General features: G+C 71.7%; 14 protein-coding genes. 1 reads left to right on the forward strand and 13 read right to left on the reverse strand.

Annotation, left to right across the window (positions count from 1 at the left end; genetic code table 11):
• The 13 genes from VFW24_08370 to ndhC all read right to left on the reverse strand — a co-directional run.
• Positions 1-914: NADH-quinone oxidoreductase subunit M (locus VFW24_08370; GenBank protein ID HEX5266775.1), on the reverse strand; the 914-nt coding region annotated here is incomplete at its 3' end.
• Positions 911-2,839, reverse strand: coding sequence for an NADH-quinone oxidoreductase subunit L (gene nuoL, locus VFW24_08375; GenBank protein ID HEX5266776.1), 1,929 nt, complete (start codon positions 2,837-2,839; stop codon positions 911-913). The genes nuoL and VFW24_08370, both read right to left, overlap by 4 nt.
• A gap of 26 nt (positions 2,840-2,865) precedes the next feature.
• Entirely contained in the window at positions 2,866-3,171 is a 306-nt protein-coding gene (nuoK, locus tag VFW24_08380; GenBank protein ID HEX5266777.1) for an NADH-quinone oxidoreductase subunit NuoK, read from the reverse strand.
• Positions 3,168-3,851 (reverse strand): NADH-quinone oxidoreductase subunit J, encoded by a 684-nt coding sequence (locus VFW24_08385; GenBank protein HEX5266778.1) that lies wholly within the window; start codon positions 3,849-3,851, stop codon positions 3,168-3,170. The genes nuoK and VFW24_08385 overlap by 4 nt, the downstream gene beginning before the upstream one ends.
• Entirely contained in the window at positions 3,848-4,534 is a 687-nt protein-coding gene (nuoI, locus tag VFW24_08390; protein HEX5266779.1) for an NADH-quinone oxidoreductase subunit NuoI, read from the reverse strand. Before nuoI ends, VFW24_08385 begins: the two co-directional genes overlap by 4 nt.
• Complete coding sequence (locus VFW24_08395) at positions 4,534-5,685, reverse strand: complex I subunit 1 family protein (GenBank protein ID HEX5266780.1); 1,152 nt, start codon at positions 5,683-5,685, stop codon at positions 4,534-4,536. The genes nuoI and VFW24_08395 overlap by 1 nt, the downstream gene beginning before the upstream one ends.
• 2 nt (positions 5,686-5,687) lie before the next feature.
• Positions 5,688-8,492 (reverse strand): NADH-quinone oxidoreductase subunit NuoG, encoded by a 2,805-nt coding sequence (gene nuoG / locus VFW24_08400; GenBank protein ID HEX5266781.1) that lies wholly within the window; start codon positions 8,490-8,492, stop codon positions 5,688-5,690.
• Positions 8,485-9,789: an NADH-quinone oxidoreductase subunit NuoF gene (gene nuoF / locus VFW24_08405; protein ID HEX5266782.1), complete on the reverse strand. Its 1,305-nt coding sequence runs from the start codon at positions 9,787-9,789 to the stop codon at positions 8,485-8,487. Before nuoF ends, nuoG begins: the two co-directional genes overlap by 8 nt.
• On the reverse strand, positions 9,786-10,418 hold the full coding sequence (locus VFW24_08410) for an NAD(P)H-dependent oxidoreductase subunit E (GenBank protein ID HEX5266783.1): 633 nt from the start codon (positions 10,416-10,418) through the stop codon (positions 9,786-9,788). Before VFW24_08410 ends, nuoF begins: the two co-directional genes overlap by 4 nt.
• Positions 10,418-11,779, reverse strand: coding sequence for an NADH-quinone oxidoreductase subunit D (locus VFW24_08415; GenBank protein HEX5266784.1), 1,362 nt, complete (start codon positions 11,777-11,779; stop codon positions 10,418-10,420). The genes VFW24_08410 and VFW24_08415 overlap by 1 nt, the downstream gene beginning before the upstream one ends.
• 1 nt (position 11,780) lies before the next feature.
• A complete protein-coding gene (locus tag VFW24_08420) occupies positions 11,781-12,293 on the reverse strand; it encodes an NADH-quinone oxidoreductase subunit C (GenBank protein ID HEX5266785.1) in 513 nt (170 codons plus the stop codon).
• The gene (locus VFW24_08425; GenBank protein ID HEX5266786.1) at positions 12,293-12,859 is read right to left on the reverse strand and encodes an NADH-quinone oxidoreductase subunit B family protein; all 567 of its coding nucleotides are present in this window, start codon (positions 12,857-12,859) and stop codon (positions 12,293-12,295) included. Before VFW24_08425 ends, VFW24_08420 begins: the two co-directional genes overlap by 1 nt.
• A 12-nt stretch (positions 12,860-12,871) precedes the next feature.
• A complete protein-coding gene (ndhC, locus tag VFW24_08430; GenBank protein HEX5266787.1) occupies positions 12,872-13,327 on the reverse strand; it encodes an NADH-quinone oxidoreductase subunit A in 456 nt (151 codons plus the stop codon).
• Positions 13,328-13,443: 116 nt separating this feature from the next.
• On the opposite strand from ndhC, the gene VFW24_08435 reads away from it, so the two are divergent.
• Positions 13,444-13,861 (forward strand): FAD-dependent oxidoreductase (locus tag VFW24_08435; GenBank protein ID HEX5266788.1); only part of this gene is annotated, 418 nt, incomplete at its 3' end.

Below are 13,861 nucleotides of genomic sequence, written 5' to 3' on the forward strand. Positions count from 1 at the left end.
CCGAGGGTCAGCATCAACGGGGCCATGCTGACGGCGGCGGAGGGGAACAGCTCGATACAGAAGCGCACCAGGCCGTAGGTGCCGAGGGTGAACATGACCCCGGCCAGCACCATGGAGCCCCCCGTCGACGCCTCCACCTGGGCGTCGGGGAGCCAGGTGTGGAACGGGAAGATCGGCACCTTGACGGCGAAGGCGGCGGCGAAGCCCAGGAACAGCAGGATCGAGACGTCCTTGGACAGGTGCTGCTGGGCGGTGAGGCTCACCAGGTCGAAGGTGACGTGGCCGGTCGACCGGGCCTCGAGGAACACGAGCGCCAGGAGGGCCACGAGCATGAGCGCCGACCCGGCGAAGGTGTAGACGAAGAACTTGAGGGCCGCGCCCGAGCGGCGGGGGCCGGAGCCCCACCGGGCGATCAGCATGTACATCGGCGGCAGGGTCAGCTCGAAGAACAGGAAGAACAACAGCAGGTCGAGCGACATGAGGGCCCCGAGGCACCCCGCCTCGAGCAGAAGCATCCAGGCCGCATAGCCCCGCAGGTCCCGGTCCACGTGCGGCCCGGCGATGGCCACGGGGAACAGCACCGCCGTCACCGCCACGATGAACACCGAGATCCCGTCGACCCCGAGCTTCCACTGCACGCCGAAGGGGCGGATCCAGTCGTGCGCCACCACGAACTGGTAGCCGGGCTCCCCGGCCCGGAAGCGCACGGCCATGGCAATGGCCAGCCCCGCCACCACCAGCGAGGCGCCCGTGCCCAGCCAGCGGGCCAGCTCCTGGCGGGACCGGGGCAGCAGGACCAGGAGGACCGCCGCCGCCGCCGGCACGATGGCGATGGCGGGCAGGATCGGGAAGCCGAACCCGCCGCCGGCGGTGCTCTGGGGCACCGCCCCGGCCACGGTCAGGAGCGTGCTCACGAGACCCTCGCCAGCATGAACCCGAGGATCAGCACCGTCCCGGCCGCGATGCCCAGGGCGTAGTTGCGCACGTAGCCGGTCTGCAGCCGGCGGACCACGCCGCCGAGGCCGCGCGCCGCCCCCCCGACCCCGTTGACGAGCCCGTCCACGACCCGGTTCTCCACCAGCGTCGACAGGACCCGGCTGAAGGCCCCGCCGGCGTCGGTGAACACCGCCGTCGACAGCTCCTCGACGTAATAGCTGCGCCGGAGGAGGGCCGGCTCCAGCTCGGGCCGGTCCACCCGCCGGCTCCAGGTGCTCCACGCCAGGGCAATGCCGACCAGCGCCACCACCGTGGTGACGGTGAGCAGCGACGCCCGGAGGGCGCCGGACTCGGTGACGAGGTCACCCTGGCCGCTCGCCACGTGGGACAGCCAGGTGTCGAGGAACTTGAGCTTGCCGAAGGGGAGGTCGATGAGGCCGCCGAGCACGGTGGCCCCGGCCAGGATCACCAGCGGGTAGCGCATCACCCACGGCCCCTCGTGGGGCTCCCCGGCATGGCCGTCGCCTACGTGGGCCACGCCGCTGTCCGGGGCCGAGGCCCGGGCGGTGGTCCAGCGGGCCTGGCCGGTGAACACCAGCACGACCTGGCGCGTCATGTAGTAGGCGGTGAGCAGCACGGTGGCCACGCCGAGGGCCCACAGGGCCGGGCTCTTGTGGTAGGCGGCGCCGAGGATGTCGTCCTTGGACCAGAACCCGTTGAAGGGCGGCACGCCGGAGATGGCCAGCCAGGCCACGAAGAAGGTGGGTGCCGTCACCGGCAGATAGCGGCGCAGTCCCCCCATCCGCTTCATGTCCTGCTCGTCGCGGAGGGCGTGGATCACCGAGCCGGCGGCCAGGAAGAGCAGGGCCTTGAAGAAGGCGTGGCTCAGCATGTGGAAGATGGCCGCCCCGAAGGCCGCCGAGCCCACCCCGAGGAACATGTAGCCGAGCTGGGAGACGGTGGAGTAGGCGAGGACGCGTTTGATGTCGTCCTGGGCGCAGGCCACGGTGGCGGCGTAGAAGGCGGTGACGGCCCCGAGGATGGCGATGGCGGTGTATGCGGCCGGGGACACCGACAGGATCGGGTTGATCCTGGTCATCAGGTAGACGCCGGCGGTGACCATGGTGGCGGCGTGGATCAGGGCCGACACCGGGGTCGGGCCCTCCATGGCGTCGGGCAGCCACGAGTACAGGGGCAGCTGGGCCGACTTGCCGACGGCGCCGAGCAGCAGCAGGAGGGAGATGGCCAGGGCGGTGGTGTGGGAGAGGGGCGAGGCTCCGCCGAGGTGGGTGAACACCGTGCGGTAGTCGAGCGAGCCGAAGTGGCCGACGATCAGGAACATGGCCAGCAGGAACCCGAAGTCCCCCATCCGGTTGACCACGAAGGCCTTCTTGGCGGCGGTGGCCGCCGTGTTGCGCTCGAACCAGAAGCCGATCAGCAGGTAGGAGCAGGTGCCGACGCCCTCCCACCCGACGAAGGTGAACAGGAAGTTGCCGCCCAACACCAGCACGACCATCGAGAGGACGAACAGGTTGAGGTAGACGAAGAACTTCCGGTAGTCCGGGTCACCTTTCATGTAGCCGATCGAGTACAGGTGGATCAGGCCCGAGACTCCGGTCACGAACAGCGCCATGGTCGTCGAGAGCGGGTCGACGAGGGCCCCGACGCTGACCTTGAGGCCGCCGACCGGGATCCAGGTGAACCAGGTCTGGGTCACCTCCCGGTGGGCCGGCCCCATGTGATGGAGCCCGATGAAGGTGATGACCGCGGCCACGAACGACCCGGCCACGGCCAGGGTCCCGACCCATCCGGCGGCCGGGTCCCCGAAGCGGCGCCCGGAGAGGGCCAGCACGAGGAAGCCCGCGAGGGGCAGGAGCAGGATGGCCGGGGCGGCGTGGATCATCGGCAGGGACTCGTCATCGCGCTGGCCTAACCCTTGAGGATGTTGAGGTCGTCGGCGGTGGCGTCGGGCCGGCGCCGGAAGATCGACACGATGATGCCGAGCCCGACCACCACCTCGGCGGCGGCCACCACGAGCACGAAGAACACGAGCGACTGGCCGTTGATGTCCCCCAGCATCCGGGAGAAGGTGACGAAGGTCAGGTTCACGGCGTTGAGCATCAGCTCGATACACATGAACATGACCAGGACGCTGCGGCGCACGAGCAGGCCGACGGCGCCGATGCTGAACAGAACCGCCGCCAGCGCCAGGTACCAGGTTCCCCCGAGCGTCATACCGCCCCGACCTCCTCGTCGGTCACGTTGCGCACGCCGGCGGCGGCCTCGTCGGGGCCGAGGGCCGGGGCCAGCGGGGCGCCGACGTCGTCGCTCTCGGCCAGGGGCGGCGGGGCCGGGGGGGTGTGGGACGGCCGCCGGGCCAGCACCACCGCGGCCATCACGGCGATGATCAGCAGGAGCGAGGTGAGCTCGAAGGGCAGCAGGTAGGTCGTGAACAGCGACTTGGCCAGCGCCCCGGTGTTGGCCCCGCCCCCGATGGCCCCCTGGCCCGGGGGCTTGGCCCCGGTGAGCCAGTGGCGCCAGCGGGCCAGGGCCAACAGCTCCCCGAGCGCGGCCGTGCCCAGCAGAACGGCCACCGGCCGTTGTCCCGGCAGCCTGGTCGTGGTCTCGGGCTCGGCCCGGTCCACCCCGAGCAGCATGATCACGAACAGGAACAGCACGACGATGGCGCCGGCGTAGACGATGACCTGGACGGCGGCGAGGAACTGGGCATCCTCCTCGACGAACAGCACCGCCACCCCGAACAGGGTCAGGACGAGCGAGAGGGCGGAGTAGACCGGGTTGCGCCACAGCACCACGCCGAGGGCGCCGACGAGCACGATGGCGGCGCAGATGGCGAAGACCACGCTGTCGACCATGGCCGTGGCCAGCACCGGGGCTCCGAGGGCCGCGCTCACTCGGGGTCCCCCTCGTGGGCGTGGGCCAGGTCGGCCTGGTGCACGGCGGCCTCGCGCAGGCCGTAGGCGTCGGGGCCGTGGTGCTCGGGCGGGAGCTCCCGGGTCTGGCCCGCCTCGGGGGCGCGCACGCCGTAGCCGAGCTCGCCCGACCAGTGCACGACTCCCTCCTCGGCGCCCACCCCCGCCGAGGCGGTGGCGCGCATCCAGGCCGAGGTGTGGCGGTCCTCGCCCGGGCGCCAGTCCTCCCAGGGCAGCTGCTGGGGCCGGCCCTCGTCGTCCACCAGCAGCTCGTCGCGCGTGTAGATGGCGTCCTGGCGGTTGGTGAAGGAGAACTCGAACAGCTTGGACTCGGTGATGGCCTCGGTGGGGCACGCCTCGACGCAGAGGTCGCAGTGGATGCAGCGCAGGTAGTTGATCTCGTAGACGAAGCCGTAGCGCTCGCCGGGCGAGACCGGGGAGTCGGGCGGGTTGTCGGCGCCCCGCACGTAGATGCAGCGGGCCGGGCACACCCCGGCGCACAGCTCGCACCCGATGCACTTCTCCATGCCGTCCTCGTAGCGGTTGAGGACGTGCCGGCCGTGGAGGCGCACAGGCTTGCGCCGCTTCTCGTCGGGGTAGCGCGACGTGACCCGGGGCAGGAAGATCTGGCGCAGGGTCACCTTGAACCCGGTCAGGTAGCCCATCAGTTGTACGCCTCCCCGACGTGGCGCCCGCTGACGGTCATGGCCCGGACCAGCATGGCGCCGGACACGATCCCGAGACCGACCACGACCAGGCCCCACCCGAGGCTGACGCGCATGGCGGCGATGACGAGCAGCCAGCCCAGGGAGATCGGGATCAGGAACTTCCAGCCCAGCCCCATCAGCTGGTCGTAGCGCAGGCGGGGCAGGGTGGCCCGCAGCCAGACCTGGACGAACAGCAGCACGATCACCTTCCCGGTGAACCACAGGATCGGCCACAGCCACCGCACCACGTGGAAGCCGGGGCCGTCGGGGCCGCCGAGGAAGAGGGTGACGGCTATGGCCGACATGGTGACCGAGCCCATGAATTCGGTGAGCTGGAACAGGGCGAAGCGCAGCGACGAGTACTCGGTGTGGAACCCGCCCACCAGCTCCTGCTCCGCCTCGACCAGGTCGAACGGCGGCCGGTTCATCTCGGCCGTCGACGCCACCATGAACACGAGGAACGGCACGAAGCCGAGCCGGAAGACGTTCCAGTTCGGGATGAACCCCCGGATCACCCCGTTCTGGGCGGCCACGATGGCCCGGGTCGACAGGCTCCCGGTGATCAGGACGGCGGCGGCCACCGACAACGAGAACGCCGCCTCGTAGGAGATCAGCTGGGCGGAGGCGCGGATGCCGCCGAGGAGCGGGTACTTCGACCCCGACGACCACCCGGCCAGGAGCACGCCGTACACCGCCACCGCCGACAGGGCCAGCACCAGCAGGATGCCGATCGGGGGGTCGGCCACCTGCAGCTCGGTGCTGCGATGGCCGAAGTGGATCACCCCGCCGATCGGCACGACGGCGAACAGGGTGAACGCCGGCACCGCCGACAAGTAGGGCGCCAGGCGGAAGATGTGCCGGTCGGCCCGGTCGGGGAGGAGGTCCTCCTTGAAGAAGAGCTTGGCCCCGTCGGCGAGGGACTGCAGGATTCCCCACGGCCCGGCCCGGTCGGGACCGATGCGGTTCTGCATGTCGGAGATGACCTTGCGCTCGAACCACACCATGGCCAGCACCGACACCAGGAGGAGGGCGAACGCCACCAGTACCTTGATCACCAGCGTGATGCCGGCGGCCAGGTCGATGCCGTGGATGAATATCGGATCGCCCATGGCTATTCCTTCGCCTCCTTCGCGACGGCGGAGGCGGGTGCGGTTTCCAACCGGACGTCGGTCACCGGCTGGCTGGAGTCGATGAGGGCGGCGGCGCCGCCGTCGGGCTGGTGGAAGGCCAGCCACCCCGCCCCCCGCGGCACGCCGGGATCGGCCTCCACCGGGAGCACGAAGCCGCCCCGCGCCGACGCCACGCGGACCTGGCCACCGGTCGTCACACCGAGGCGGTCGAGGTCGTAGGGGTTGGCCCGCAGCCGGGCGCCGGGGGCCAGGCCGGCCAGGGCGGGGCTGGCCTGGGTCATCACTGCCGCGTCGTACAGGGTGCGGGACGAGACCAGCCGCAGGGAGTAGGCGTCGAGGGGGGTTAGCGACAGCTCGGCGCGGGCCGGCGGCGGACCGAGCAGGGCGGGGGGCGGTCCCTCGGGCCGGGCGGGGACCCGGGCCGCGGTGGCGGGCGGCAGCGGCACGGTGGCGGTGGCCTTCACGCCCTGCTGCTCCACCGCCCCGATGCCGGGGTCGGACATGGGGTCGATCGGCGCCGGCGCCGGCTGGGTCGCGCCCCCGCCGGTGTCCACGCCCCCTCCCCCCATCGCCGGACCGCCGCCGGGGCGGCCCGAGCCGGGCGCCCAGTCCCCCGCCTCAATGGCGGCCGCCGCTCCGGACGCGAGCGGCACCACCACGCCGTCGCGGGCCGCCGCCGACAGGAGGAGCGGACCGGTGAGGCCCCGGTGCGACGGGGCCAGCGCCTCGATCTCCGCCCACAGCTCCTCGAGGGTGGCCGGCCCGAGGTCGGTGCCCAGCCGGGCGGCCAGCTCCACCGCGATGATCCAGTCCGGCCACGCCACGCCCGGAGGCACCACCTTCTGGGCCAGCCGGGTCACCCGGCCCTCGAGGTTGGTGGTGGTGCCGGGGCGCTCGGCGTACATGGCCGCCGGCAGCACCACGTCGGCCTTCCGGGACGAGTCGGTCAGGAAGGTGTCGACGGCCACGATCAGGCCCACCCCGGCCAGGGCCTGCTCGGCCAGCCGGGTGTCGGGGAAGTCGGCCACCGGGTCGGCGCCGAGCAGGATCAGGGCGTGGATCCGGCCCTCGGCCGCCGCGGCCAGGATCCCCCGGGCGTCGAGACCGGGCTCCTCGGGCACCTGGCCCCACGCCCGGGTGTACCAGTCCCGGCCGGCGTCGAGGGACACCCGTCCCGGCAACACGCCGGGGGCCAGGCCCATGTCGAGGGCGCCGAGGACGTTGCCCCGCCGGGCGGCGGGCAGGAAGCGGGCGTCGGGCCGGGCCGCGGCCAGCAGGGCGGCGGCCTGGGAGGGGAAGGCGGCCGACTCGGCGAGGGAGGGGCGGCCGATGACCATCACCACGCTGCCGGCCCCGGCCAGGAGATCGCGGGCCCGCCCGACCTCACCGGCGGGGACCCCGGCCACCTCGGCGCTGGGGGCCTGGGCGGCGAGGAGGGCGGAGACGAGGGAGGCGGCTTCCCCCGGGCGGTGGGCGAGGCTGATGTCGGCATAGGGAGTGAGGCCGGAGTGGGTCTGGCCCAGCTCGACCAGCCGGGGCCCGGTGCCGCCGGCCTGCCGCTCGAGGACGGCCGCCCGCAGCCGGAGGTAGAGGACGGGCAGCTCCTCTTTGATGTCGGGCGCGAGGAGCACGACCACGTCGGCGGCGCAGGCCTGGTCGATGGTGGCGCGGGGCAGGCCGAGGATCACCTCGGCGGGGAGGCCGTCCCCCATCTGGGCGTCCACGTGGTCGGTGCCGATGACGCCCTTGGCGAGCTTGGCCCAGGCGTAGGCGTCCTCGTTGGGCAGGCGGGACCCGCCCAGCACGGCCACGGCCTGGGGCCCGTGCAGGCGGCGGACCTCCTCGATGCCCCGGGCGGCGGCGGCGAGCGCCTCCGACCACCCGACCGGGACCAGCTCGTCGCCGCGGCGGGCCAGCGGCCGGGCGAGGCGCTCGGGGCTGTCGATGGCCTGGTAGTCGAACCGGCCCCGGTCGCACAGCCACGACTGGTTCACCGGGTCGGAGTCGATGCCCAGGTAGCGGGTGATCCGGTTGGACGACGACTGCACCGCCACCGCGCAGCCCACCGAGCAGGTCGTGCACGTGCTCTCGACCTGCTCGAGATCCCACGGGCGGGCCCGGAACCGGTACGGGACGGCGGTCAGGGCGCCGACCGGGCAGATCTGGATGGTGTTGCCGCTGAAGTAGGAGGTGAACGGCGCCTCGCTGAACACCGCCACCTCCAGCTCGTCCCCCCGGCCGGCGAAGTCGATCAGGGGGTCCCCCGCCACCTCGTCAGCGAAGCGGGTGCAGCGGGCGCACTGGATGCAGCGCTCACGGTCGAGCAGCACGAGCGGACCGATCTCGATCGGCTTCTCGAAGTGCCGCTTCTCCTCGATGAAGCGGCTCTCCCCCGGACCGAACGAGATCGTCTGGTCCTGGAGGGGGCATTCCCCGCCTTTGTCGCACACCGGGCAGTCGAGGGGGTGGTTGATCAGCAGGAACTCGAGGACGCCGTCCTGGGCCTTGCGGACGTTGTCGGTGGTGGTCAGCACTTCCTGACCGTCGGCCACCTCCACGTAGCACGCCGGCTGGAGGGCGAAGCCGCGCGGCCCCTTCACCTCCACCAGGCACATCCGGCACATGCCAACCGGCTTCATCCGGGGGTGGTAGCAGAAGCGGGGGATGTAGGTGCCGGCCCGCTCGGCGGCGGCGATCAGCAGCTCCCCCTTGCGCGCCGCCACCTCGCGGCCGTCGATGGTGACGGTCACCGGCTCGGTGGTGGGGCGGATGCGCAGCTCAGCCATGCGGGCAGGCCCCGTCCTTGATGTGCAGCAGGTACTCGTCGCGGTACATGCGCATCGACGTCACGACGGCGGGCGGGATCGAGGGCCCGAGGGGGCAGATGGTGGTCTGCTTGGGCGGCCACACCAGGTCGGGCGAGATGTTGTCGCACACGTCGAGCAGCAGGTCGAGGTCCTCCTCGCGGCCCTGGCCCGCCTCGATGCGGCGCAGCACCTTCTCCACCCAGCCCGAGCCCTCCCGGCACGGGGTGCACTGGCCGCACGACTCGCGGTGGAAGAAGCGGGAGATGCGCCAGGCGGCGCGCACCATGCACGTGCGCTCGTCCATCACCACGACCGAGCCGGAGCCCAGCATGGTGCCGGCGTCCTGCACCGCCTTCTGGTCGAGGTGGATGTCGAGCTGCTCGGGCCCGATCCACGGCGAGGACGCCCCGCCCGGGATCACCGCCTTGATGGCGTTGCCGTCCCGCACCCCCCCGCCCAGCTCCGGCGAGTAGATGAGGTCGCGGAAGGTGGGCTTGCTCATCTCGATCTCGTAGTTGCCCGGCCGGCGCACGTGCCCGGCGAGGGCGAAGATCCTCGTCCCCGTCGACGTCGGCTCCCCCAGGGCGGCCAGGGCCGCTCCGCCGTGGTTGACGATCCACGGGAGCGAGGAGATCGTCTCCACGTTGTTGACGACGGTCGGCTCCATGTAGAGGCCCATCACCGCCGGGTAGTACGGGGGCTTGATGCGAGGGAAGCCCCGCTTGCCCTCCAGGCTCTCGAGCAGGCCGGTCTCGTCCCCGCAGATGTAGGCGCCGGCGCCGGGGTGCACGACGATGTCGACCGAGAAGCCCGACCCGAAGATGTCCCGGCCCACCGCCCCGTGGCGGTAGGCGTCGTTGAGGGCGGCCTGAACCCGCTCCAGCCCGAGGGCAAACTCCCCGCGCACGTACAGGAACACCTGCATGGCGCCCACCGCGTAGGCGGCGATCACCGCCCCCTCGATCAGCTGGTGGGGGTCCCGGGTGAGGATGGCGTGGTCCTTGAACGTGGCCGGCTCGCTCTCGTCCCCGTTGATCACCAGGTAGCGCACGGGCGCCGGCCGCAGCATCGACCACTTGCGCCCCGTGGGGAACCCGGCGCCGCCCCGGCCCAGGAGGCCGGAGGTGTCGACCTCGGCCGCCACCTGCTCGGGGTGCATCCCGAGGGCCTTGCGGAGGGCGTCGTACCCGCCCGTGGCCAGGAAACGCGAGAGCGTGTGGGAGTCGTCGTGCTCGAAGCGCGACGTGACCACCTTGGGCGCGTCGAGGAAGCTCACGCCGCCCCTCCGGCGGGACGGGCCGCGGCCCGCTCGCTCCGTGCCTGGTCGGAGGCGGCCCGCTGCGTCGCCACCTCGTCGGCCGGGACCCGCAGGCCCCCGTCCCGGCGCACCCGGTTGAGGGTGCCGTGGGCGGGCACGTCCTCGGCCAGCCGTCCGGCCCGGGCGTCGGCGATCAGCCGGTCGAAGTCGGCGCCGGTGAGGGGGCCGAAGAAGCGGTAGTTCACGATGGCGCACGGGGCCCGGTCGCAGTAGGCGATGCACTCCACCTCTTCGAGGGTCACCGTCCCGTCGGGCGTGGTCCCGCCCACGGGTGTGCCCAGCGAGTCCTCGGCGTGCTCGAGCAGCTCGTAGCCGCCGGCCAGGAGGCAGGCGATGTTGGTGCAGATCCCCACCAGGTAGCGGCCCACCGGCTCGGTGTGGAGCATGTCGTAGAACGACGCCGTCCCCTCCACCTCGGCCGGGGTCAGCCCGAGCAGCTCGGCGATGTGCTCGACGGCCTCGGGCGTCAGCCATCCGTCCTGCTCCTGGGCGATGTGGCACAGGGGCACGAGGGCCGAGCGGGGGTGGGGATAGAGCGCGATCGTCTCCCTGGCCCGGGCCAGGTTGGCGCTGTCCAGGCGGGCCACTAGCGGTCCACGCCCCCCATCACCGGGTCGACGGAGGAAATCACGGCCACGGCGTCGGCCACCAGGCCGCCCCGGATCATGATCGGCAGGCTCTGGAGGTTCACGAAGCTGGCGTCGCGCAGGTGCATGCGGTACGGCTTGGGGGAGCCGTCGGACGCCAGGTAGCAGCCGACCTCCCCCCGCGGCCCCTCCACCCCGACGTACACCTCCCCCTCGGGGACCTTGAACCCCTCGGTGAAGATCTTGAAGTGGTGGATGAGCGCCTCCATCGACTCGTCGATGCGGCGGCGCGGCGGCGGGGTGACCTTCTTGTCCTGGACCCGGTAGTCCCCGGACGGCATGGCGTCGCTGATCTGGCGGATGATGCGCAGCGACTCGCGGATCTCGTTGAGGCGGATGGCGTAGCGGTCGAAGGCGTCCCCGAAGCTGCCCACGATCACGTCGAAGTCGAGGTCGTCGTAGAACATGTAGGGCATGTCGCGGCGCAGGTCCCACGCCACTCCGGTGCAGCGCAGGATCGGTCCCGTGGCGCCGAGGGCCACCGCCTCCTCGGCCGTGATCACGCCGACGCCCTGGGTCCGCTCCCGGAAGATGGGCTGGCCGGTGAACAGCTCGTCGTACTCGTCGAGACGGGGCGGGATCACGTGGAGGATCTCCTCCACGTCGGCCCGCCAGCCGTCGGGCAGGTCGGCCGCCACGCCGCCGGGGCGGATGTAGTTGTGGTTCATCCGCAGCCCGGTGGTCTTCTGGAAGAAGTCGAGGATCATCTCCCGCTCCCGGAAGCCGTAGATCATCATCGACGTCGAGCCCACGTCCATGCCGTTGGTGGCCAGCCACAGGAGGTGGGAGGACACCCGGTTGAGCTCGGTGACCAGCATGCGGATCCACGTGGCGCGGGGCGGCATCTCGACCTCGAGCAGGGCCTCGACCGCGAGCGAGAAGGCCAGTTCGTTGAAGAGCGGCGCCAGGTAGTCCATGCGCGTGACGTTGGTGCAGCCCTGGACGTAGGTGAGTTCCTCGGCGGTCTTCTCCATGCCGGTGTGCAGGTAGCCGATGATCGGCTTGCTGCGCAGGATGGTCTCCCCGTCGAGCTCCAGCATGATCCGCAGCACGCCGTGGGTGGAGGGGTGCTGCGGGCCCATGTTGATGATCATGGTCTCGTCCTCGCCGGCCTCGATGTCGACGTCGCGACTGTCGAGGACGCCCCCTCCGGGCAGGCGCAGCACCGCCCCCTTCTCCCGCAGCAGCTCGAGGGAGTCGGTGGCGGTGCGGGGCAGCATCTCCTGGCTGCCCTCGTAGGTCTCCTCCACCAGGTCGGCGTGCCGGCCGGCGCGGGTGGAGGTGGTGCGGTCGTCGCTCATGTCACCTCGTGTCCGGCGGGTGCTTGAACTGCACCGGCACCCGGCCGACGGCGTAGTCCTTGCGCAGGGGGTGGCCCTCCCAGTCCTCGGGCATGAGGATGCGGGACAGGTCGGGGTGACCGGTGAACACGATCCCGAACATGTCGTAGGCCTCGCGCTCCATGGCCTCGGTGCCGGGATACACCAGGAACAGCGACGGCAGGGCGGGATCGGACTCGGGAACCTGCACCCGGAGGCGGACCCGCTGGCGCCGCGAGTAGGAGATCAGGTTGACCACGATCTCGAAGCGTTCCGCCTTCACCCCGTCGGGCAGGGCCCGGCCCGGGTGGGCCAGGTAGTCGACCCCGCACAGGTCGACGATCCCGTTGAACCCGTCCGCCCGGAGCCGCTCGACGAGCCCGCGGTAGCCGGTGGCGGGCACGTGCAGGACGGTCTGGCCACGCGACCACGAGACCGGCACCCCGTAGGAGGCGGCGTCCTCCTCGCTGATGTGGTGGGTGGCCACCGTGGTCATCAGCGGGGCACCCCGATGCTGACGTCGACCGGCTCCACCCCCGCCCCGCCCGGATGGGGGAGCATGAGCTGGGCCCCGGCGCCGGTGAGCTCGCGCCGGTGGTGCAGCTCCCCGATCTTGATCTTGGCGTGGAGGGTGAGGATGGCGTGCAGCAGGGTCTCGGGGGTGGGCGGGCAGCCGGGGGCGTAGACGTCGACGGGAACGACCTGGTCCACGCCCTGGACGATGGCGTAGTTGTTGAACATCCCCCCGGTCGACGCGCACACGCCCATCGAGATGACCCACTTCGGCTCCATCATCTGGTCGTAGACCTGGCGCAGGACCGGGGCCATCTTCTGGCTCACCCGGCCGGCCACGATCATCAGGTCGGCCTGGCGGGGGGAGGCCCGGAACACCTCCATCCCGAAGCGGGAGATGTCGAAGTGGGCGGCGCCGGTGGCCATCATCTCGATGGCGCAGCACGCCAGCCCGAAGGTGGCGGGCCACACGCTGTTTCGCCGGGCCCACTTCACCAGCTCCTCGATCGGCGCGGTGAGGAAGTTGTGGTTGAGGTCCTCGAAGCCCATGGTCGGCCGGCCCTACGCCGCTTCCTCGGAGCCGCGCGGCAGGCGCCGCACGGTGGACTCCGACGTGCGCGCCGGTGAGACGGGGGCCACCGGCCGCAGCCGCTTGAGCGGGCCCCAGTCCAGCGCCCCGTGGCTGATGATGTAGACGAACGCCACGAACACCGACGCCACGAAGGTGATCATCTCGACGAGCAGGAACACCGCCGGGTGAGGGGGCTGGAAGATCACCGCCCACGGGAAGAGGAAGATGATCTCGATGTCGAAGATGATGAACAGCATCGCCACCAGGTAGAAGCGCACCGGGAAGCGCTGCGCCGGCTCGCGCTCGGGGACGATCCCGCACTCGTAGGGCGCCGCCTTGGCCTCGGTCGGCCGGCGCGGGGCCAGCAGGCCCGACACGAAGAAGGACACGCCGGCAAACAGAGCGGCCAGGATGAGGAGGGCCAGGATCGGTGTGTACTGGGTCATGGCGGCCCGCTCTCCGTCGCAGTCTGATCGCCTACGAGGCAAACCTAGCGCCGCGGCCCCACCCTCCCGCCAAACGCGTTCGCTCGTGAACATGTGATCGTCTTAAGGTCGGCTCGGTGCGCGACGTCCTGGTGATCGGTGGCGGCCCGGCCGGCGCGGCGTGCGCCTACTGGCTGGCCGACGCCGGTTGGGACGTCCTGCTCCTCGAGAAGAAGCGCTACCCGCGGGAGAAGACGTGCGGGGACGGCCTCACCCCCCGCTCCGTGCGCCAGCTGGCCGACATGGGCCTCGACGACGAGCTCCGGCGCCACCACCGCTTCGTGGGGCTGCGCTCGGTGGCCTTCGGGCGCTCCCTGGACCTGGCCTGGCCCGAGCATCCCGGCTTCCCGTCCTACGGCTACGTCGTGACCCGCCACGACCTCGACCAGCTGGTGGCCGAGCGGGCCGAGAAGGCGGGCGCCACGCTGTGGCAGGAGGCGGAGGCGGTCTCGCCCCTTTTGGACGACGCCGGCCGGGTCGGGGGGGCCGTCGTCA

The sequence above is a fragment of the Acidimicrobiales bacterium genome, from assembly GCA_036273495.1.
GTDB lineage: Bacteria > Actinomycetota > Acidimicrobiia > Acidimicrobiales > JAJPHE01 > DASSEU01.

Excerpts from the sequence above, each read along its gene's own strand:
- nuoL (HEX5266776.1), bottom strand. The coding sequence starts at position 2,839 with ATGATCCACGCCGCCCCGGCCATCCTGCTCCTGCCCCTCGCGGGCTTC.
- nuoK (HEX5266777.1), bottom strand. The coding sequence starts at position 3,171 with ATGACGCTCGGGGGAACCTGGTACCTGGCGCTGGCGGCGGTTCTGTTC.
- nuoI (HEX5266779.1), bottom strand. The coding sequence starts at position 4,534 with ATGGGCTACCTGACCGGGTTCAAGGTGACCCTGCGCCAGATCTTCCTG.
- VFW24_08395 (HEX5266780.1), bottom strand. The coding sequence starts at position 5,685 with ATGGGCGATCCGATATTCATCCACGGCATCGACCTGGCCGCCGGCATC.
- nuoG (HEX5266781.1), bottom strand. The coding sequence starts at position 8,492 with ATGGCTGAGCTGCGCATCCGCCCCACCACCGAGCCGGTGACCGTCACC.
- VFW24_08415 (HEX5266784.1), bottom strand. The coding sequence starts at position 11,779 with ATGAGCGACGACCGCACCACCTCCACCCGCGCCGGCCGGCACGCCGAC.
- VFW24_08420 (HEX5266785.1), bottom strand. The coding sequence starts at position 12,293 with ATGACCACGGTGGCCACCCACCACATCAGCGAGGAGGACGCCGCCTCC.
- VFW24_08425 (HEX5266786.1), bottom strand. The coding sequence starts at position 12,859 with ATGGGCTTCGAGGACCTCAACCACAACTTCCTCACCGCGCCGATCGAG.
- ndhC (HEX5266787.1), bottom strand. The coding sequence starts at position 13,327 with ATGACCCAGTACACACCGATCCTGGCCCTCCTCATCCTGGCCGCTCTG.